This window comes from Lentzea fradiae (genome assembly GCF_900100955.1).
GTDB lineage: Bacteria > Actinomycetota > Actinomycetes > Mycobacteriales > Pseudonocardiaceae > Lentzea > Lentzea fradiae.
Genome location: NZ_FNCC01000001.1, coordinates 546,758 through 565,833, shown reverse-complemented (window position 1 = coordinate 565,833; position 19,076 = coordinate 546,758). Strand labels below are relative to the sequence as shown.

18 protein-coding genes are annotated in these 19,076 nt (G+C 70.7%); 7 read left to right on the top strand and 11 right to left on the bottom strand.

Translation table 11 applies throughout. From position 1 onward, the window contains the following. Positions 1-41 precede the first annotated feature (41 nt). Together BLT23_RS02660 and BLT23_RS02655 are read left to right on the top strand one after the other, a co-directional pair. Positions 42-959, top strand: coding sequence for a LysR family transcriptional regulator (locus BLT23_RS02660; RefSeq protein WP_218133605.1), 918 nt, complete (start codon positions 42-44; stop codon positions 957-959). A 129-nt stretch (positions 960-1,088) separates the two neighbouring features. Further along, positions 1,089-2,036, top strand: coding sequence for a cyclase family protein (locus BLT23_RS02655; RefSeq protein WP_090045102.1), 948 nt, complete (start codon positions 1,089-1,091; stop codon positions 2,034-2,036). A 53-nt stretch (positions 2,037-2,089) separates the two neighbouring features. Here BLT23_RS02655 and BLT23_RS02650 read toward each other — a convergent pair whose 3' ends face one another. After that, complete coding sequence (locus BLT23_RS02650; protein ID WP_090045099.1) at positions 2,090-3,028, bottom strand: NmrA/HSCARG family protein; 939 nt, start codon at positions 3,026-3,028, stop codon at positions 2,090-2,092. 145 nt (positions 3,029-3,173) lie between these two features. Here BLT23_RS02650 and BLT23_RS02645 point away from each other — a divergent pair, with 145 nt between their 5' ends. Together BLT23_RS02645 and BLT23_RS02640 are read left to right on the top strand one after the other, a co-directional pair. Next, positions 3,174-3,659, top strand: a complete 486-nt coding sequence (locus BLT23_RS02645) for a MarR family winged helix-turn-helix transcriptional regulator (RefSeq protein ID WP_281248814.1) — start codon at positions 3,174-3,176, stop codon at positions 3,657-3,659. A 120-nt stretch (positions 3,660-3,779) separates the two neighbouring features. Further along, complete coding sequence (locus BLT23_RS02640; RefSeq protein ID WP_090045097.1) at positions 3,780-4,031, top strand: hypothetical protein; 252 nt, start codon at positions 3,780-3,782, stop codon at positions 4,029-4,031. Positions 4,032-4,085: 54 nt separating this feature from the next. On the opposite strand, the gene BLT23_RS02635 is transcribed toward BLT23_RS02640, so the two are convergent. From BLT23_RS02635 to BLT23_RS02600, 8 genes are all read right to left on the bottom strand, one after another. After that, positions 4,086-4,667 (bottom strand): hypothetical protein, encoded by a 582-nt coding sequence (locus BLT23_RS02635; protein ID WP_090045094.1) that lies wholly within the window; start codon positions 4,665-4,667, stop codon positions 4,086-4,088. Positions 4,668-4,833: 166 nt separating this feature from the next. Then, positions 4,834-6,636, bottom strand: coding sequence for a DUF1996 domain-containing protein (locus tag BLT23_RS02630; protein WP_245743492.1), 1,803 nt, complete (start codon positions 6,634-6,636; stop codon positions 4,834-4,836). A gap of 380 nt (positions 6,637-7,016) precedes the next feature. Then, on the bottom strand, positions 7,017-8,747 hold the full coding sequence (locus BLT23_RS02625; protein ID WP_090045090.1) for a CotH kinase family protein: 1,731 nt from the start codon (positions 8,745-8,747) through the stop codon (positions 7,017-7,019). Next, on the bottom strand, positions 8,747-9,424 hold the full coding sequence (locus BLT23_RS02620; protein ID WP_090045088.1) for a DUF4956 domain-containing protein: 678 nt from the start codon (positions 9,422-9,424) through the stop codon (positions 8,747-8,749). Before BLT23_RS02620 ends, BLT23_RS02625 begins: the two co-directional genes overlap by 1 nt. Beyond that, positions 9,421-10,335 carry a polyphosphate polymerase domain-containing protein gene (locus BLT23_RS02615; protein ID WP_090045085.1) on the bottom strand — a complete coding sequence of 305 codons (915 nt, stop codon included), beginning with the start codon at positions 10,333-10,335 and terminating at the stop codon, positions 9,421-9,423. Before BLT23_RS02615 ends, BLT23_RS02620 begins: the two co-directional genes overlap by 4 nt. A gap of 231 nt (positions 10,336-10,566) precedes the next feature. After that, positions 10,567-11,778, bottom strand: coding sequence for an NAD(P)/FAD-dependent oxidoreductase (locus BLT23_RS02610; protein WP_090045082.1), 1,212 nt, complete (start codon positions 11,776-11,778; stop codon positions 10,567-10,569). 297 nt (positions 11,779-12,075) lie between these two features. Further along, a complete protein-coding gene (locus BLT23_RS02605; RefSeq protein WP_090045079.1) occupies positions 12,076-13,575 on the bottom strand; it encodes an FAD-dependent monooxygenase in 1,500 nt (499 codons plus the stop codon). Between the two features lie 72 nt (positions 13,576-13,647). Then, the gene (locus tag BLT23_RS02600; protein ID WP_090045077.1) at positions 13,648-14,379 is read right to left on the bottom strand and encodes an SDR family NAD(P)-dependent oxidoreductase; all 732 of its coding nucleotides are present in this window, start codon (positions 14,377-14,379) and stop codon (positions 13,648-13,650) included. Positions 14,380-14,536: 157 nt separating this feature from the next. Between BLT23_RS02600 and BLT23_RS02595 the strand changes: the two genes are divergently transcribed. After that, complete coding sequence (locus tag BLT23_RS02595; RefSeq protein WP_143035784.1) at positions 14,537-14,872, top strand: winged helix-turn-helix transcriptional regulator; 336 nt, start codon at positions 14,537-14,539, stop codon at positions 14,870-14,872. 48 nt (positions 14,873-14,920) lie between these two features. On the opposite strand, the gene BLT23_RS02590 is transcribed toward BLT23_RS02595, so the two are convergent. Next, on the bottom strand, positions 14,921-15,715 hold the full coding sequence (locus BLT23_RS02590; protein ID WP_218133604.1) for an alpha/beta fold hydrolase: 795 nt from the start codon (positions 15,713-15,715) through the stop codon (positions 14,921-14,923). Positions 15,716-15,798: 83 nt separating this feature from the next. On the opposite strand from BLT23_RS02590, the gene BLT23_RS02585 reads away from it, so the two are divergent. Together BLT23_RS02585 and BLT23_RS02580 are read left to right on the top strand one after the other, a co-directional pair. Next, on the top strand, positions 15,799-17,235 hold the full coding sequence (locus tag BLT23_RS02585; RefSeq protein ID WP_090045721.1) for an alpha/beta fold hydrolase: 1,437 nt from the start codon (positions 15,799-15,801) through the stop codon (positions 17,233-17,235). A gap of 112 nt (positions 17,236-17,347) precedes the next feature. After that, positions 17,348-18,523 (top strand): thiolase family protein, encoded by a 1,176-nt coding sequence (locus tag BLT23_RS02580; protein ID WP_090045072.1) that lies wholly within the window; start codon positions 17,348-17,350, stop codon positions 18,521-18,523. 5 nt (positions 18,524-18,528) lie between these two features. Here the strand turns inward: BLT23_RS02580 and BLT23_RS02575 are convergent, their stop codons facing one another. After that, the gene (locus BLT23_RS02575; RefSeq protein ID WP_090045070.1) at positions 18,529-18,999 is read right to left on the bottom strand and encodes a winged helix-turn-helix transcriptional regulator; all 471 of its coding nucleotides are present in this window, start codon (positions 18,997-18,999) and stop codon (positions 18,529-18,531) included. Positions 19,000-19,076: the final 77 nt, after the last annotated feature.

The window sequence follows — 19,076 nt, the reverse complement described above, 5'->3', positions numbered from 1 at the left end:
CCTTATGGTCAATATCAGCGAAACTGATTACCCTGCCGGAGGTGAACCTGGCGAACCTCGACCTCAACCTGCTCGTCCCGCTGGACGTGCTGCTGGAGGAGCGGTCGGTCACCCGTGCGGCCGCACGGCTGGGGCTCTCCCAGCCCGCGCTGTCCGGAGCGCTCGCCCGGTTGCGCCGCCACTTCGACGACCCGCTCCTCACCCGTGCGGGCAACGTCTACGAGCTGACGCCGCTGGCCGTGCAGCTGCGCAGGCGGACGGGTCTCGCGCTGGCCGGGGTCGAGCGGGTGTTCGCCAGCGAGCCGGACTTCACGCCCGCGACCTCACGCCGCACGTTCACGGTCCTCGCCTCGGACTACCCGATGGCGGTGCTGGGCCCGCGCGTCACCGAGCTGATCGCCGAGCAGGCCCCGTCCGTGACGCTGCGGCTGGAGCACCACAGCCCGGCGGCGGTCGAGTCCGGGGCCGAGACGCTGCGCGGCGTCGACGGAATCCTTCTCCCCCACGGGGTTCTGTTCGACCTGCCGTCGGCCGACCTGTTCACCGACTCGTGGGTCGTCATCGCCGACCGCGACGCGGAGACCATCGGCGAGTCGTTGACGATGGACGACGCCAAGCGCCTGCCGTGGGTCTTCACCTACCACAGCGCTTCGGCGTTCACCGGTGCCGGCAGGCAGTTGCAGCTGCTCGGCGCCGCGCCGCGCGTCCAGTGCGTCGTGGAAAGCTTCCTCGCACTGCCCTATTACGTCATCGGCACCGACCGGATCGCGTTGGTGCAGGGCCACTTGGCGCGGCACCTGGCGAGGGACGAACGGCTGCGCGTGCTCGACTGCCCGTGGGACGTCGTGCCGCTCGTGGAAGCGATGTGGTGGCATCCCACGCACACCCACGACGCCGAACACGTGTGGCTGCGCGGTGTGTTCACCCGAGCGGGAGCCGACTTGCGGACCGGTTCCTGAACCACGCGGCGACGTGCGCCTATCGGCCGCACCGATGTCGATCATTACCGGTTGTGTCTTCCCCGGCGACGGCCGCTCCGCGAACCTGGCAGCGAGATTCGTCGTCCCGTCCCGGAGAAGTGACAGCTGATGACCGATGCCGCCACCGCGATCGCCGCGGCCGCCACCCGTTGCTCCAACGTCGGGCGGTGGGGTCCGGACGACGTTCTGGGCACCCTCAACCACATCCGGGACGCCGACCGGGTCGCCGCGGCACAGCTCGTGCGGACCGGCCGCGCGTTCTCCCTGTCACTGCCGTACTCCGCCGACGGACCGCAACGGGGCTGGCGCAACCGCAACAACCCGGTGCACAGCATGCTGGACACGGGACTGGACGCCGAGAACGGCACCCAGGGGTTCCCGCACGGCATCGGCGGGGCGGACGACTTCGTCGCCATGCCGCTCCAGTGCTCCACGCACTGGGACGGGCTCGGCCACATCTTCGACCACGGCCGCGCGTGGAACGGGCGCAGGGCAGGCGATGTCGTCACCAGCCGCGGTGACGGCGTGACCGGCATCGAGACCGTGCGAGGTCTCCTGTCCGGCCGGGGAGTCCTGCTGGACGTCGGTCGCGTCATCGGCGACGGGCAGCTGCCGGACGGGTTCGCCATCACCGAGCAGCACCTCACCGAGACCGCCGCCGCACACGGCGTGGAGGTGCGGCGCGGCGACCTGCTGTGCGTGCGCACCGGCCGTCTCACCCGCGCGCTGGACGAGGGTTGGGGCGAGTACGCGGGAGGCCCTGCCCCCGGCCTGTCCTTCTCGACGGCGGACTGGTTGCACCGCACCGAGATCGCCGGCCTCGCCACCGACACGTGGGGCTGCGAGGTGCGCCCCAACGAGTTCGACGACGCCTTCCAGCCGCTGCACCAGGTCGCGATCCCCCACATCGGGCTCTTCCTGGGCGAGATGTGGAACCTCGACGAGCTGGCAGAAGCCTGCGCAGAGGACGGTTCCCACGCGTTCTGGCTCACCGCCGCCCCGATCCCGGTCACCGGCGCCGTCGGCGCACCGGTGAACCCCGTCGCCGTGAAGTGAGCCGGGCGGTCCGGCCGGGGGACGTGTTCCACCGGCCGGGCACGCGACCGCGCTCAGCCCTGCTTCACCTCCGCGGCGTGCTCTTCCAGCCAGGTGCGGAAGTTCTTGAGCCGCGGGTTGATCTCCCGGACGGCGCCGAGGTCACGCGCACCGACGAAGTCACGCTCGCCCTCGGTGTAGAACTGGAACATGTTGCCCAGCTCGTCCCCCGCGGGCAGGCCCATCGCCCGGAAGTCGTCGTGGGGCACGGCGTAGTACGTCACCGGCTCACCCAGCACCTCGGCGAACGCGTCGGCGTACTGGGCGCCGGTGAGGTGCTCACCGGCGATGCTGACCACCTCACCGCGGTACTTCTCCCCGGCGAGGAACACGCCGTGCGCGGTGCGGCCGATGTCCTCCGCCGCGATGCCGGACAGCTTGGCCTCCCCCATCGGCAGCGCCAGCACCAGCTTCCCGTCCTCGCCGCGCTGCAGCTTCATCTGCGTGGCGAAGTTGTCCCAGTAGAAGGTGGTCCGCAGGAACGTGGTCGGCACCCCCGACGCGCGGAAGAACTCGTCCGCCTCCGCCTTGGCGTCGAAGTGCGGCACCGTGTACCGCTCCTGGAGCACCGGCACGCGACCCTGGAGGACCGGGCGGGTGTCGTCCAGCGTCGACCAGACCACGTGGGAGACCCCCGCCGCCTTGACGGCCCGCGCGGCGGCCGCGGCCTGCGCCAGTTCGACGTCGGCGGAGAAGGTCTCCCAGAAGTTCGTGACGATGAAGACGCCGTGGGCACCCTCGAACGCCGCCCGCAGCGACTCCTCGTCCGCCAGCGTGGCCTCGACGACCTCGGCACCGCGCTCGGCGAGCGCCGCCGCCTTCGACGACCCCGCGTCACGCGTGATGGCCCTGACCCGGAAGGGACCGTCGGCGTCGTCGAGGATGGCGTGGACCAGTCCCCCGCCCTGCGCACCCGTCGCACCCAGCACCGCGATGATCTTCTTGTCGCTCATCTTCGCTCCCCTTGTGTGTCCGCCACCCTTGCGGCAACTTACCTAGTTAGACAGGTAAGTTTCCGCGATCATTCCGCACGCCGTTGTGATCCGGGTCACCGATCCCGGGCGAGCCGGGCGCACGACCGGCGGGGAGCATGAACGCGTGCGACAAGAACGAGGCGTGCGCAAGACCCCCTCCGCCGCGGCGCGGGGCCCGGTCAGCCACCAGCTGTTCCGGGCGACGCGGATGCACCGGATGCTGGCGGGGCACCTGCTGCGCGACGTCGGCCTGCACCGCGGCCAGGAGCTCCTCCTCATGCACCTGTGGGACTCGGGCCCGGTGCGCCAGACCGAGCTGATCGAGGTGCTCGACTCCGACTCCCCCACCATGACCAGGATGGTGCAGCGCCTGGAGAAGGCCGGCCTCGTCGAACGCGTGCCCGACCCCACCGACGGCAGGGCGAGCCTCGTGGCCCCCACCGCGGCGAGCGAGGAGCTGCGGGCACGCATCGAGCAGATGTGGCACGACCTGGAGGTGGCGACCGTCGGCGAGATGACCGAGGCCGAGGTCGCCCCCTTGCTGGCGGGCCTGGCCAGGGTGGAGGCGAACCTCGCGGACGCGGTCGCCCGCCTCCGGCCCGCGCCCTGATCCTCGGTGGTCCACTCCACCTGGTGCAGGACCCTGGCGGTTCGGGACTTTGGCCCCTGGATCGGCTGCCCCGCGAGACGGAAGGTGGTGGCGACCAGCCGGCCCACGAGGAGGCATCCCGTGCACCAGAGCACCGCGGTCGCCGTCACCCGGTACTTCGACGAGGTCGTCGACCGGCTCGCGCAGCAGGGCCTGGACGTGGCCCAGGTGGTCCTGGAACTGTCCCCCACCCGGCCGAAGCGCGGGCAGGTGATCACCGGGCGCGGGCCCGTGCTGCGCTGGGACGAGGAGCTCGGGTGGAGCAACGGGGCCGAGTCGGCCGGTCCGGCCGCGCATCCGGCGGAGGTCGCGGGACTGCTCGACCGGATGTGACGGGTTCCGGCCGGTGGCCTGCGTGCTGTGGGCGGAGCCCGTCGCTGCCGGGGATCAGCAGCGACAGGCCCCGCTGTCGCTGACGGCCAGTCCGCAGCCGTCGCAGTACCTGATCTTCACCAGGGGCGGCTCCGGCGGCCGGGGCCGCGGCACGTACGGCCGGTACTGGGGGACGGTCCTCGGCTTGGCCTTCTTGGCGGCCTTGAGCGGTTTCTTGGCCGCCGGCTTGAGCGGCTTCTTGTCCGCGGACTTCGGCTGGCTCTTCGCCGTCGGCTTCGGCGGTTGCTCGTTCAGCACGCTCGCCACCTTCGCCCTGGTGATCCCGGCGTACCCCATGCCGGTCAGCGCGGCCGCGCAAGTCCTGTAGCTGGAGTGCGGGTTGCGCTTCATCCAGTTGTGGACGGCCTCCACCCAGCCTTCCTTCCGCTGGCGCGGGGCCTGCTGCCGCGGAATCCGCTGCCGCGAGGCTTGCTGTCGCGGGGCCTGCCGCCCGCGGGTGCCGAACAGGACCCATTCGCGTTGCGGGTTCTCACCGAACTCCACGCGGTCGCGCACGTCGTCGTTCTCCCAGTCGTACCGGGGATCGAGGTCGTGCAGATGCGCCACGTTGTCGAAGCGTTCGTTGATCCTCCGCACAGGGCATCCCCCTTGAAGTCGCACCAGCGAGCGTCTTGGCGGGTACATCGCACGGCACCCGCCCAGCGCTACACGACAAAAGGTGGAGCGCCCCGCCGCCGGGAACGCTCCACCCTGTGTCACTGCCGCTGGTTCGCCCGTGGATCGGGGCGGAACCCGGCGCCGGTCATTCCTTGCAGCGGCGCCCGTCGTTCACGCACTTCACGATCTTGGCCATCGTCTGGTCGGAGTTGACGTTGGCGAAGTCGTTGTGGTCGGAGAACGGGTTGTGGTTCTCCTCCGGGAAGGCGTCGAGCTGGTACTGGCCCTTCTGCTGGACGTCGCGGGAGATGTCGTACAGGATGCTGATCCGCAGCTGCGGGATCGCCTTGAAGCCCTGCGGGCAGGCACCGGACTGCGGGTCGGCGAACCGGACGTGGTCGCGGTGGTTCGCGCTGTCGGCGTTCTGACCGTCCCAGCAGCCCGCGAAGTCGTGGACTCGCATGACCTTGCTGCCCTGCGGGCAGATCACGTACTTGTCGGACAGCCTGTCCTCGAAGCCGCTGCAGGTCCACGTCGCACGGGCGTTCGCGGGACCGCGGCTGGTCGGCTTGGCGTCACCGGTGACCATCTTCAGGAACTTCGGCATCGCGGTGACCTTGCTGGTCGCGTTGCCGCGGTACTCGATCTTCACCTGCGCCGGGCGGACGATCTTGCCGACGTTGCCGACGAGCTCGAGGTTCTTGCCGGTGGGAGCGGCCAGGGGCGGAGCCTCGGGAGTGGTCGTGTTGCCACCGCCGTTGTTGTTGCCGCCGTTGTTGTTGCCGTTCCCGTTGTCGCCGTTGCCGTTGTCACCCTCCTCGGGGACCTCGGGCGCCTCGGGGTCCTCGTTCTCCTGGCCGCCGCCGTTGCCGAGGTTGCACTTGGCGAAGCGCTCGAGACCCTGCGGCCTCTCGGCGTTGCGGCCGATGGCGATCGCGATGCGGTCGAGGGTCGCGACTCGCTTGGAGAGCAGCGGTCCGAGGATCGCGTTGTCGATGAAGTTCGGGCCGCCCTGGCCCTTGGTGGTCACGATGCGCTGGTTGGCCTCGGCGATCTGCTTGTCCAGCAGCGCGAGCTCGCGGTCCACCTCGTCGAGCGCCTGGTCCGGCACGCCCGGCAGGGCGCTGCGCACCGACGGGCACTTGATGGTCGGCGTGGCCGCGTCCTGCGCCTCGGGCTGGCCGGCGAACTTGCGCGGCTTCGAGTGGTTGCTGTGCCCGCCACCGTGGTTGCCGTGGCCGAAGCGCACGTCGCACTCGGCGAGAGAGGTCAGGTTCACCTTGCGACCGTTGCGGCTGACCGCGGTCGCGATGCGGTCGAGCGTGGCGACTCGCTTGGCGCGCAACGGACCGAGGATCGTGTTGTTGACGAAGTTCGGGTCGCCGGGGTTCTGGTTGGCGGCCATCTTGCCGTTGGCTTCCTTGACCTGCTGGGAAAGCTGCTGCAGGTTGCGGTTCACCTCGTCACGGGCCCGCTGCGGCACAGCGGGAAGCCGCTTGCGGACGCTGGGACACGCCACCGAACCGGGGCCCGTCTCCTTGATCTTGTCCGGGCTGGAACCGACGTCCGCGGGGTTCGCGTTCGGGTTGATCCGCACCACCGGCCAGAAGTACGAAGAGCGGTCGCCGTTGCGGCAGGTCGTCTCCGAGTCCTCCAGACTCTCGTCGGTGGAGTCCGCCGCGATGGACAGGTTGCCCACGAAGTCGTGCACGTGCTGCGCACCGTGCTGCAAACCCGGCTGCGCCACCGGGTTGTCGGCACTGAACTTGCCGTTCTCGTTCGTGCCACAGTCCACGGTGAACACGCCGGACGCCCCGTTGGGGCCGGTCTTCGGCGTCACCACGTTCTTGCTCACCTGCTCAATGGGCACGAACGCGCTCACCGGCGCCGGATCGCCGTCATTGGCGGCGAGCGCCACCGCGGCGGTGCCCGCTGCGACCACGGCCACCGCCGACAACGAAGCAATCAGGCGAAACTTCCGTCTGTCGGTTACGCGGTGTGTCATCCGTCCTCCTCGCTCATGCCGTGCATGATCGGGAGTACGTACGTGGTCACACTTCGGCTCAAATGAGACCAACTCTTTTTCCGCGAACGATCTCCCCGAGGACTCTCAAGACGGGAGTCGCGCCTGGTCAGCGGCCCGATGACGGCGAAGTTTTTCTGCACGCCGATCGGTCGGCCAGGCGGGCGGTCGTGACGGGGACGCTCGGCGGCACCAACGGATCTGTGCATTCGTGCAACCAGTCGCCGGCGCGGCCACGACCGGCCACAGTGGACACTCTTCCGGGAACGCCGCGAGCCGGACGGCGAGGCCGTCCGGCTCGGCGGTCAGCTCCCCCGGACGACCTCGTGCGCGCTCAGCGCCGTGACCCGCTTGTCCAGGGTGGACTTCAGCGCGTCCGCCTCCGCGGCGACCTCGTCCTTGGCGCCCTGGTTGAGGCGGTAGGCACTGACGATGCGGTCGAGGGTCTCCACGGCCTTGCCGCCGTCGAGGGTGGCGGCGTAGACCGCGCGGTACTGCTCCTCGTAGACCTTCTTGAACGCTTCGGTGGCCAGGAAGCGTTCCTTGAGCTTGTTCCCTCCCATGCCCATCCGGACCGCGCCGTCGGGTGGCTGCTGCCCCGCCTGGGGCAGCTGGCCTGCCTGGGGCCGGCCTGCCGGAGGCTGCATTCCGCCGGGTGGCCGCTGGCCGTCCGGCGGCTGTACGCCGTTCGGTGGCTGCCCGGCCTGCGGCTGCCGACCGGCTTGCGGCTGTTGCCCGGCCTGCGGCTGCTGACCGGCCTGGCGGCGTCCGCCCATGCCCATGCCCGTGCTGTCGTGCGGCCCGGCGGTGGCGTCGCCGCTGAACGTGAGGTTCATGTCCCAGCTGACGACGGTGAACCTGCGCGTCCCCCGGTCGTACCAGAGGTAGTAGTTCTTGCCGGGCCCCGCCATGTCGTCGAAGTTCATCATCACGTTCTGCAGGGCGATGTACCGGGCGAACGCCTCCACGTCGAGGCGCTCGCCGAGTCCGGCGGCGAACTCCTCGTCCGAGGCGTTCTCCACCCACCTCACCAGGTTGATCACCGGCTGGAGGTCGCTGCCGCCGACGTCGTTGACCTGTTTGAAGTCGTCGCCGTAGGCGGTCTGGTCCTCGCCCTGGTAGGTGAACTGGCTGGTGGCCAGCGCCTTGTAGAGGACGCCGTCGCCCAGCTCCTCGGCGTAGCCCTCGTCCAGGTACTCGACGAGCAGCCGCGGCGCGGACGCCCTGCCGTTCACGGTGAAGCCCGAGTAGGTGTAGCGCTGTGACGGTTCGCCCGCCGCGTCGACGAGCGAGATGGCGAGCGCCTCGTTCAGCTGGGCCGCCGACTGCGAGGTGCCCGGCCGGACCGCGATCTGCGTGTGGTTCTGGTAGCGGCGGCCCTCGACGTACTCGTCGAAGCTCACCAGCCACGGCAGGTCCTCCGGCTCCTCCGCCTTCAGCTCGGCGCCGGGTCCCTGAAACCGCTGGCCCGGCTGGGCGCCCTCGGGGAGCTGCATCCCGGCAGGCGGCTCGGCGCCTTCGGGGAGCTGCATCCCGGCGGGCGGCTCGGCACCCTCCGGGAGCTGCATCCCGGCGGGCGGCTGGAACTGCGGGGCGTTGCCGCCGCCGCGCTCGCGCCGCTCGCCGTTCCAGGTCAGGCCGCTGAGGGTGGAGTTGCCCTTGAGCCGGATGCCGGCGTTCTCGATGCGGGTGCCGTCGATGACGACGGTCGCGGGCAGGTAGTCCTTCTCACCGGAGTCGAAGTACTCCTTCAGCATCTTCTGGTAGTTCGCGTCTGCGAACTCGATGCTGACGTCGTGCGCGACCGAGGTGTCGAAGAGGTCCTTGGTGCCCTCGATGTTCTGCGTGACGACCGCGGGCGCCCTGACCGCCGCCGACGTGGCGTACGGGCGGATCGTGCCGGTGCCGAAGCCCACGACCAGCACCAGCAGGAACGCGCACGTGCCCGCCAGGAGCTTCCAGTTGTGCCGCACGCGCACCGGGACGCGGTGCCGCAACAGCCTGCGCGGCCCGCCGGTGGACGAGACGCCGTCCATCAGAGGTCGGTCTGGTCGTAGCCGGTGAGGACGGTGACGCCCTGGCCGCGGTTGCGCTCCCGCAGCTCGGCCATCAGCGTGCCGGGCTCGCTGCCCTTCTTGATCCGCACCGTGTACATCAGCTCGGTGAGCGCGCCGCCGCGGATCGACTCCATGCTGACCAGCTGGAACTCGTCGGTGTGCCGGATCATCACGTCGTTGATCACGTTGCCGTAGTCGTCGTCGGCCGGCACCTGGACCTTCACGACCTGGCGGCTCACGTCGAGCTGGAACCAGTTGAAGCGGTACATCAGGAAGATGATCAGCGAGATGACCACGGCGGCGATCGCGGCCAGCGCGTAGAAGCGGGTGCCGACGGCCATGCCGACCGCCATCACCAGGAAGATGAACCCGACGTCGCGGGTCTCCTTGATGGCGTTGCGGAAGCGGATCACCGACAGCGCGCCGACGAGGGCGAACGCGCGGGCGATGTTGGAGCCGACCACGAGCATGATCACCGAGATCAGCATGCCCAGGATGATCAGCGTCTGGACGTAGGACTGGCTGTAGGAGACGTTGCGGTGCGTCGCCCGGTACACGTAGGCGATCATCACGCTGAGCAGGAACGACAGCGTGAGCGAGACCACGATGTCCATGACGCTGAACGTTCCGGTCAGGTCGTCGAAGCCGAGGTTCATCGGTGTGGTGCCTCCGTGGGGGTGCCGACGGCGAAGGGCTCGTCGACGGGGACGTGGAAGACGGAACGGGGAGCGCGGCCGAACGCCTCGACGCTCTGGCAGTACTTGGAGATCCGCACGACCTGGAGGTTGCGCGCGGCGGTCAGGTCGGTGAGCCAGTACGGCACGCGTTCGTCCGCCTTCACCTCCACGATCGACTTGCCGGGCGGCACGATGAAGCGGTTCTCGGCGTCCTCGGCGAAGCCGAAGTCGCGGTCGCGCCCGCGGACCCGCTGGTCGATCGTCACGCGCAGGCCGACCTCGGCACCGCGGCCCAGGTACGCCTGCCGCTGGTAGCCGGTCATCGCCGACGGGCGCAGGGCGAGCCGCCCGACCAGGTCGAGCACCTCGTCGACGAACGCGCGGTCGCGACCGGGCACCGACGCGGGGGCCTGGCCCGCGCACAGCCGCAGCGCCTGCCCGTACGGGAGCTGGACGCGGCGTTTCTGGGTGACGCGGTTGACCCGCTGCTTGATCTCGACGAAGACCGGGGTGTCGCCGGTGACGGCGAGCCGGTCGCCGTAGTGGCGGATCCGCAGCTTCCGGCGGAACTTCAGCCCCTCGATCTTCTCCCAGTAGAACCGCAGCTGCCGGGTGTCGTAGTAGGTGCTCCACACCCCGTAGCCGGTGGTGTCGCTGTGCGGGTCGCGGTCGAGGCGCGGCTCGATCGCCGCCAGCAGCTCGGGGACCTGCGTGACCGGCACCAGGTACTTGATCTCGTACCGGTTGAAGCTGCGGATCGTGCGGGGAGTGCGCAGGGCGTGGCCCGCGTCGCCGTCGTGCGCCGCCCCCGGCCCGCCCGCCTCACCCGTGTCCCCGTCCGGGGGTGGTGCTCCTGGCGCACGGGTGCGGGTTCGTGACCGGAAGAACATGGCCCTTCGTCCTCCTGACGCAATCGACAGCGGCAGCCGGGGGAACGCCAGGAGAGCGAAGGGGACCCGTTGCACGCCAAGCGTTCCGGCCTCGGCCCGGGAGTCTCTGCTCCGCGGTCGCCGCGAACACGACAGCCTTTCTAGTGCAGCTGCCTGTGAACGAGCTGTGCGTGCGCGGGCCTCGGCTGAGAACGAGCTGTGCGTGCCGGACCGTCAGGCCGGGCGGGGGTGTCAAGCGGCGGCGGACCGCCGCTGGGCCGCGAGCTCCAGCCCGTCGCTCCACGACCCGCCGCGGGTGATGAGCGCCCGGTACTTCATGACGTCCGCCCGCTTGTCCAGCGTCACGACGCCGGCCAGCCGATCCCCGTCCCGGTAGAGGGCGGCGAACGAGGGCTCGTCCCAGCCGCCGTCGACGATCTCCGGCTCGCCGTGCGGGACGCCCGCGAACTGGATGCGGCTGCCGTACCAGTCCGACCAGAAGTACGGGACGTGCCGGTACGGCGTCGCCGCCGCCGGGTCCAGCGCGTTGCGGACGGCGTGCGCACCCTGCTCGGCGGCACTGGTCCAGTGCTCCAGGCGCATGAGCCGGTCGAAGGCCGGGTTGTGCCAGCGCGCGACGTCGCCCGCCGCGTGGACGCCCGGCGCGGCGGCGAGCGTCGCGTCGCACACCACCCCGTTGTCGAGGGTGAGGCCGGACCCGGACAGCCACGCCGTGGCCGGCTCGGCACCGATGCCCACGACGACCAGGTCCGCGTCGAGCACCGTGCCGTCGGACAGCCGCACGCCGGTCACGTGGTCGTCGCCGAGCACCTCCTCCACCGACACGCCGCACCGCAGGTCCGTGCCGTTCCTGGCGTGCAGACCGGCGAGCGCGGCCCCCGCCGTCGTCCCCACCGCGCGGACCAGCGGCGTGGGCAGCGACTCCACGACCGTCACCGGCAACCCCCGGCTGCGCGCGGAGGACGCCACCTCCGACCCGATGAACCCGGCGCCGATGACCACCGTGCGGGCACCGGCGTCGAGCTTCCGCCTGATCGCGACCGCGTCGTCCAGGGTGCGCAGCGTGTGCACCCCGGCCAGCCCGTCCGCGCCCGGCAACGCCCTCGGCCGCACGCCCGTGGCGATCACCAGCGCGTCGAACGGGATCTCCCGGTCACCGACGGCCAGCACGCGGGCGCGCGGGTCCAGGCCCGTCGCCGGGGCACCCAGCACCAGGTCCACGTCCAGGTCGGAGGTCAGCCGGTCGGCTCCCGGCAGCTGCGGGACGCGCGGGCCGTCCGGTGCCTCCAGGTACGCCTTGGACAGCGGCGGCCGGTCGTAGGGCAGGTGCTCCTCGTCCCCCACCAGGGTCACCCGGCCGGGGAACTTCAGGGCCCTGGCCGCTCCCGCGGCTCGCAGACCGGCGAGCGACGCTCCGACCACGACGAGGTGTTGCACGGCGATCCTCCACCACTACGCCCCGGCGGCCGCCGGGAACTCCGACCGGCCCGGCCGGGCAGCACGGCACGAGCACGGTGCCCGCCGCGACCGAGGAGAAGTTGCTCCACGTCTCGCCCGTCGCGGGCGCGCGCCCGGCCGTTACCGGCGCTCTCGCCCAGCACGAACCCGGTTTCTCAACGAGCGAGAAGCCGCCTGGTCGAGGCGAGTCGCTACCGGTGTGGGGAATCCGCCGACCAGGACTCGACCGTCCACAGTGGCGTCATCAGAGACCGAGTCCGATGTGGACTTTCGCGTCCGGTGTCAGCCGGGCTGGCCGAACCATTCGGTCGCGGCCTTGGCGAACGCCGCGAGGTCGGGCTCGTGCCCGTCGGCCCAGACCACGACGCCGTCGGGACGGAGCAGCACGGCGCCGTGGCCGAGGTCGTCCACCGCCTTCCCGGAGGCGTAGCGCACCCGGTCCGCCCAGTCCCCCGCCGTGGAGCGCAGCCGCTGCGCGCCGGTGAAGTCGAGTGCGACGCCGCGGCCGTCCTGGAGCAGGTCCGCGAGGCGGGTGCCGTCCTCCAGGCGGAACTCCGGTGCGCTCCGGCCGACGAGGGGGTGGTCGCCGCCGAGGTCGTAGCGGACGGACATCCCGGACAGCCGCTGGTAGACGTACGTCGCCCCGTCCCCGGTCATGAGGAGGTCGCGGACGACCTCCTGCAGCGCGGAGGCGTACGGGCCGGGCCGCATGACGGCGACCTGGGCCCGCGTCCAGTCGAGCACCCGCTGCGCGACCGGGTGGCGTTCACGGGTGTAGGTGTCCAGGAGGGCCTCCGGCAGCCGGCCGCGCACGACGGCGCCGAGCTTCCAGCCCAGGTTCAGCGCGTCGCCGATGCCCAGGTTCAGTCCCTGACCGCCCAGCGGGGAGTGCACGTGGGCGGCGTCGCCCGCGAGCAGGACGCGGCCCCGCCGGTAGGTGGACGTCTGCATCGCCCGGTCGGTGAACGACGAGGCGAGGTGCACCTCGTCGATCGTCACGTCCGTCCCGGACGCCCGCCGCAGGACCGTCTGGAGGTGCTCACGGCTCGGCGTGCGGGAGCGGTCGAACGTCCCGTCGTCGAAGTCCTCGAAGGCGAGGTACCCGGGGACGGGCTCGTTGAGGTACAAGCCGCCGGACGTGAGGACAAAACCTTTTCGCAGCTTCTCGGCACCGCCGATCGTGGCGTGCACGACGTAGCCGGTGAACCACGGCTCGGTGCCGACGAAGTCGAAGCCCGCCAAGCTCCGCACCGTGCTGCGGCCACCGTCGCAGCCGACGAGCCAGCGCGCCGCGTACTCGTCCTCGCCGGATCTCGCGACCACGCCCTCCTCGTCCTGCTCGACGGCGGTGACCTGGACACCGCGCCTGATCTCCACGCCGAGCCGGACCGCCCGTTCCGCCAGCACCACCTCGACCGCCTCGAGACTCGTCAGCCTGCCGTCGAGCGCCGGGCTGGGCAGCCGGGGCGGCAGCGCGGCGAGGTCGACCCCGGCGGCGTCGGGCGTGATCCCGGCGAAGTGACCGGCCGCACGGACCGATCCGTCCACATCGGACGCCTCGCCCGCGCCCAGCTCGGTCAGCAGCGGCTGCAACAACCCTCTGCGGTGCAACGCCTCCGCCGACGCCGCCGACAGGTTGCGCATCCCGAGCGGGAACGCCTTCAACGGCGAGCGGGGCTCCCGCCCGCGTTCGAGCACCAGCACGGAACATCCCACCAGGCTCAGCTCACCGGCCAGGAACAGGCCGACCGGACCCGCCCCCACGATCACCACGTCATGCATGGGCAACTGCCCTCCGTTCGCAAGTGACGAGTCCCCCGACCCGTCTTCGACATGTCCGGCACCGTGTCGGTGTCAGACCTGGTTGCGGCCGCCGTCGACGAACAACTCGATGCCCGTGACGTAGCTGCTTTCGGAGGAAGCGAGGAACAGCGCGGCGGCGGCGACCTCCTCCGGCTGTCCCACGCGGCGCAACGGAATCGAGGCGGCGCCGTCCTCCTGGTAGGCCGTGGCGGCGGGGTCGTCCGGCTTGGTGAGGATGTAGCCGGGGCTGATCGCGTTCACGCGAACACCCCTGTCCCCCAGTTCCACGGCGAAGGTGCGGGCGAAGGACCGGACCGCCGCCTTCGCCGCCCCGTAGACGCTCAGGCCGTCCATCCCGGCGGTCCCGGCGATGGAGGACATCAGGATGAGCGAGGCGTTCGGGTTCAGCAGCGGCAGCAGGGTCTGCACGGTGAACAGGACTCCCCGCGCGTTGCCCGTCATGACGTCGTCGTACTGGTCGAGCGAGATCCCGCCCAGCGGGGCGAACTCGCCCCCGCCCGCGTTGGCGAACACCACGTCCAGGCCGCGGCCGTGCTCGGCGACGGCCGCGCGCAGGCGGTCCAGGTCCGCGGGGTCGGCGGCGTCGCCGGGCACCGCGGTGACGGCGGGGCCGAGCTCGGCGGACGCGGCGGCCAGCGCGTCCGGACGGCGCCCGGTGACGAACACCCGTGCGCCCTCGGCGACGAACCGCCGCGCGGTGGCCAGGCCGATCCCGGCCGATCCCCCGGTGACGACGGCGATCTTGCCCGCGAGCTGTCCCACGGCTCAGACCTCCGTTCGGAGAGGAGAACCGGTTGGGGCGCAAGGGTTTTCGTTCGCGCTTGCATTCCGGGTGAGGACTTCGGATGGGGTCATGACAACAGACTCGCGGGGTGCGCGAGTCTTGCCAACTCGCAAGTAAGGTACTTACTATTGGTAAGTGGCGAGTCCCCGTACGATGCCGACGATCAACGCGACCGACTGCGACACGACGAACAGCGCGCTCGCGTTCATGCACCAGCGCTGGATGCCCGCGGTCCTCGACGCGGCGTCCCGCGGCGCACGCCGGGCCATCGAGTACCGCCGCATGATCGACGGCATCTCGGACCGCATGCTGCACGTGCGGCTGAAGGAGCTGGAAGCGCACAAGCTGATCCGCCGCGAGGTGGTGCCGTCCATGCCGGTGCAGGTGTTCTACGACATCACCGACCGCGGCCGGTCCCTCGTCGAGGCCATGCGCGGGGTGACGCGCTGGGCGGAGCGCGCGGACGGCTGAGCCTCCTGCGGAGTGCTCGCCAGGCACTCCGCAGGAGGTGCCGTGTGCTCAGTCGCGCAGGAAGTCCACGACCGCGGTGCTGAACTCCGCGCTGTTGATCGCCGCGCCGTGGTCGCCCGGCACCAGGACGAGCCGTGCGCCGGGAATCGCGTCGGCGAGGACCTCCGGCCGCACGGCGAGCGGGTCTTCGTCGCCCGCGATGACGATCGCATCGGCCGTGATGCGGGCGAAGTCGACGCCGGCCGTGTGCAGCGCGAGTGCCTGAGCCGCCATCGACCGGAGGTCGGCGCCCGACTGCGTCGCCGACGCGCGCATGCCCGCCAGCTCGGGCGGCAGGGTGCTGGGGTCGTCGGCGAGCAACGCCTCGGCCAGCGCGTCGTTGCGCAGCACGCGCGTGTCGACGCCACCGACCTCGACGACGCCCGCGCCGACACCGCCGATGACGAGCCGGCGCACCCTCGGCTCGCCGGTCGCGGCCAGCAACGAGATGATCGCACCCATCGAGTAGCCGACCAGGTCGAACGCCGGTGCGTCCAGCAGGTCGACGACCGTCAGCAGGTCGCGGGCCATGCGCGTCTCGCCGTAGCGGCCGGGGTCCGGCGACTTCTGCGACAGGCCGTGCCCACGCGCGTCGATGCCGACGACCGTGCGTCCTGTCGCGGTCAACGCGGGCACGATGCCGCGACTGGCCCACTCCACGCGCGTGTCGACCGTGAAACCGTGCTGCAGCACGACGGGAACGGGATGCGCGGCTCCGTCGGGGTCCCAGCGGTGGTAAGCGATCTCCGTGCCGTCGTCGACGACGACCGTGGCGGTCCTGGGTTCGTTCGCGGGTGCGTTCACGGGTTCGAGGGTCGGCCACTCGGCGGCGGAGATCAACCGATCGGTCGAGGTACCGGTCCGGCGCCGAGGCCAGGGTGGCGGGCATGAAGATCACACGTTTGCTCGGCACGGCGCTGGCGGGGCTGGTGCTCGTCCCGCTCGCGCCGGGAGTCGCGGCCCACGCCGCACCGGAGGCTTCCGGGACGGGCGGGCTGGAGTGGCGGCTGTGCTCGGAGGTCGCGAACCGCTGGTCCCCCGACGACGCGGAAACCGAGTGCGCGATGGTCACCGTGCCCGTCGACTACGCGAACCCACGGGGCCGCACGATGGACATCGCGATCAACCGGCTGAAGGCGTCCGGCACGCGCCGCGGCGTCGTCCTGCTCAACCCCGGCGGTCCCGGCGGCTCCGGGATGGGCCTGCCGCGCTCCATCCGGCAGTCCCACGCGGCGGGCATCGGCGTGCACCACGACCTCATCGGGTTCGCGCCCCGCGGGGTCTCCTACAGCTCCGCCATGATGTGCGACTACGACTGGACCCAGCCGGAGCCCGGCCTGACGGAGAAGGAGAAGGCGCGCTTCGAGGCCGAACGTGACGGCCGCAGACTCCGCGACTGCGCCGCCAGGGACCCGGAGCTCGCCCGCAACCTCACCACGGCCGACGTCGCCCGCGACATGGACCGCATCCGCATCGCGCTGGGCGAGGAGAAGATCAGCTACTACGGCATCTCCTGGGGTTCCGCGCTCGGCGCCCACTACCGCACGATGTTCGACGCGCACGTCGACAAGATGCTGCTCGACTCGGTGATGGCGCCGGACTTCGACATGATCGAGATGGACCACGCCCAGGCGACGGCGCGCGAGAACACCTTCGCCGAGTTCGCCGCTTGGGTTGCCCGCCATGACGACCTCTACCACTTCGGTGCCACCCAGGGTGCGGTCAGCCGGGCGCTGCTCGGGCTGCGGGAGCGGGAGCTGGTCCGTCGTGACGTGTTCGACGGGATGATCACGTCCACCCGGCGTTACTGGCCGGAGATGGGCCGGAAGCTGGCCGAGCTTTCTCGGACCACTGGGCCGTCCGCCGCGCCTGAGGCTCGCCAGGGGGCGCTGGGGTGGGATGAGACGCAGACCGGGTTCAGCTCGTTCCAGCAGAGTGCGGTGTTCTGCAACGAGTCTGTCGGTACGCGGGACTTCGATGAGATCTGGGCTGCTCGGGAGCGGCGGGTCGCGGAGCTGCCCGTTTCCGGGGCCTACGGCTGGTATGACGTTGTGTGTGTCGGGTGGCCGTTTCCCGTCCAGCCTTGGCGGTTGACCGCTGGGTCCAGTCCGTTGCAGCTGGTGGGGCATTTGTACGAGCAGGTCACGCCTGTTCGGTGGGCCCGGGAGATGCAGCAGCGGATCGGTGGGGCTTTGCTGGTGGTGGAGGACGACGTGCACGGGTCGTTGAGCGATCTGCCGTGTGCGAGTGCGGCCGTGGAGTTCTTCGACACCGGGAAGGTGTCGAACGGGAGTTGTGCCGGGGCTCCCCTGCCTTCGGCGTAGGGAACTCCTGGGGTCGTGACTCGTCGTCGGGGCACGTGGCGACTGGCCTGGAGGTTCGGGGTCCCGGACGCCTGACTTGGCTGGTGCATAGTCAGGCGTTATCGTCCTGGCTATGCCATCACATAGTCAGGCCGTCATCGTCGACGCCGTTCGCACGCCGCTCGCCCAGGGGAAGCCGGGTGGTGCGTACTCGCGGGTGCATCCCGTCGACCTGCACAGCACGGTGCTCGCCGCCTTGGTCGAGCGCACCGGCATCGATCCCGCTGTCGTCGACGACGTCATCAGCGGCGCTGTCGGGCAGATCGGTGAGCAGTCGGGCAACACGGCACGGTGGGCCGCACTCGCTGCCGGGTTTCCGGAGTCGGTTCCCGGCGTCACCGTCGATCGGCAGTGCGGGTCCAGCCAGCAGGCGTTGCACTTCGCTGCCCAGGGGGTGATGGCGGGTGCTTACGACGTCGTCATCGCGTCCGGGGTCGAGTCGATGAGCCACGTTCCCATCACGTCGCAGGCCGCCGGTCGGGACTTCCTCGGGCCTCGGGTCGCCGCGCGTTATCCCGGCGGGCTGGTGCCGCAGGGCATCAGTGCCGAGTTGATCGCTCAGCGCTGGGGTCTCTCGCGGGCTCGGCTCGACGAGTTCTCGGCCGAGTCCCATCGGCGTGCTGCCTTGGCGTGGAAGAACGGGCTCTTCGACTCCCAGGTTGTCCGGGTCACCGATCTTGCTACCGATGAGACGATCCGGCCGGGCACCAGCGTCGAGGTCCTGTCCGGTCTGCGGCCCGCGTTCCGCGACGACTACTGGGTCGAGCGGTTTCCCGAGCTGGACTGGCGCATCACGGCCGGCAACAGTTCTCCCGTCAACGACGGTGCTGCCGCGGTGCTCGTGGCCAGTGAGGAGGCGGCGGCGCGGCTTGGCCTTGTGCCGCGTGCTCGAGTGCACTCGTTCGCTGTTGTGGGGGACGATCCGTTGTTGATGCTCACCGGCATCATTCCCGCGACGCGCAAGGTGCTCGCTCGTGCCGGGCTGTCCGTCCGGGACATCGACGTCTTCGAGGTGAACGAGGCGTTCGCGCCCGTGGTGCTGGCGTGGCAGGCGGAGATCGGCGCCGACCTCGCGAAGGTCAACCCGCATGGCGGGGCGATCGCCATCGGCCACCCGTTGGGCGGCTCCGGCGCTCGGTTGACCACCACCCTGTTGAACGCCCTTGAACAGACCGGTGGCCGTTATGGGCTTCAGGTGATGTGTGAGGCGGGTGGGCTGGCGAACGCCACCGTCATCGAGCGGGTCTGACGCGTCTACCGCTGGAGCCGGACGGCCAGTCCTTCCGGCTCCAGCGAGTCGCCGGCGGACGGTGCGACCACGACGCGGACCGGTTCGCCGGTTTCCGCGGACACGACGTGCAGGCGTGCGCCGCCGGGTTGCAGGTACGTGTCGCCCCACTGCATCAGGGCCACTATCACCGGGAGCAACGCGCGGCCCTTCTCCGTCAGGACGTACTCGTACCTCGTCCTGGCGCCGGGTTCGCGGTAAGGGCGTTTTTCCAGCAGGCCGGACTCGACGAGCTCGCGCAACCGCTTGGCCGCCACGGCCTCGGTGATGCCGACTCGGCGCACGAAGGTGTCGAACCGCGTTACGCCGTAGAAAGCCTCTCTCAGCAACAGCATCGCGGACTTGGTGCCGACGACGTCCAGCGCCTTCGCGAGCGAGCACCCGTCCGGCTTCCACTGGTCCAGCGCGGCCAGGGGGCCGTCCATCCGCATGGCCATGCCGCGAGACTACACCTGGCTTCCGCCGGGCAGACCCAGCGAGAACGAACACTCTTCTCCGCGGAGGATGAGAAGAG

What these genes read in the sequence shown, in the direction of transcription:
- BLT23_RS02620 (WP_090045088.1), bottom strand. Translation starts at nt 9,424, where the DNA reads ATGAACCTCGGCTTCGACGACCTGACCGGAACGTTCAGCGTCATGGAC.
- BLT23_RS02575 (WP_090045070.1), bottom strand. Translation starts at nt 18,999, where the DNA reads ATGGCCATGCGGATGGACGGCCCCCTGGCCGCGCTGGACCAGTGGAAG.
- BLT23_RS02580 (WP_090045072.1), top strand. Translation starts at nt 17,348, where the DNA reads ATGCCATCACATAGTCAGGCCGTCATCGTCGACGCCGTTCGCACGCCG.
- BLT23_RS02625 (WP_090045090.1), bottom strand. Translation starts at nt 8,747, where the DNA reads ATGGACGGCGTCTCGTCCACCGGCGGGCCGCGCAGGCTGTTGCGGCAC.
- BLT23_RS02655 (WP_090045102.1), top strand. Translation starts at nt 1,089, where the DNA reads ATGACCGATGCCGCCACCGCGATCGCCGCGGCCGCCACCCGTTGCTCC.
- BLT23_RS02605 (WP_090045079.1), bottom strand. Translation starts at nt 13,575, where the DNA reads ATGCATGACGTGGTGATCGTGGGGGCGGGTCCGGTCGGCCTGTTCCTG.
- BLT23_RS02615 (WP_090045085.1), bottom strand. Translation starts at nt 10,335, where the DNA reads ATGTTCTTCCGGTCACGAACCCGCACCCGTGCGCCAGGAGCACCACCC.
- BLT23_RS02585 (WP_090045721.1), top strand. Translation starts at nt 15,799, where the DNA reads ATGAAGATCACACGTTTGCTCGGCACGGCGCTGGCGGGGCTGGTGCTC.
- BLT23_RS02650 (WP_090045099.1), bottom strand. Translation starts at nt 3,028, where the DNA reads ATGAGCGACAAGAAGATCATCGCGGTGCTGGGTGCGACGGGTGCGCAG.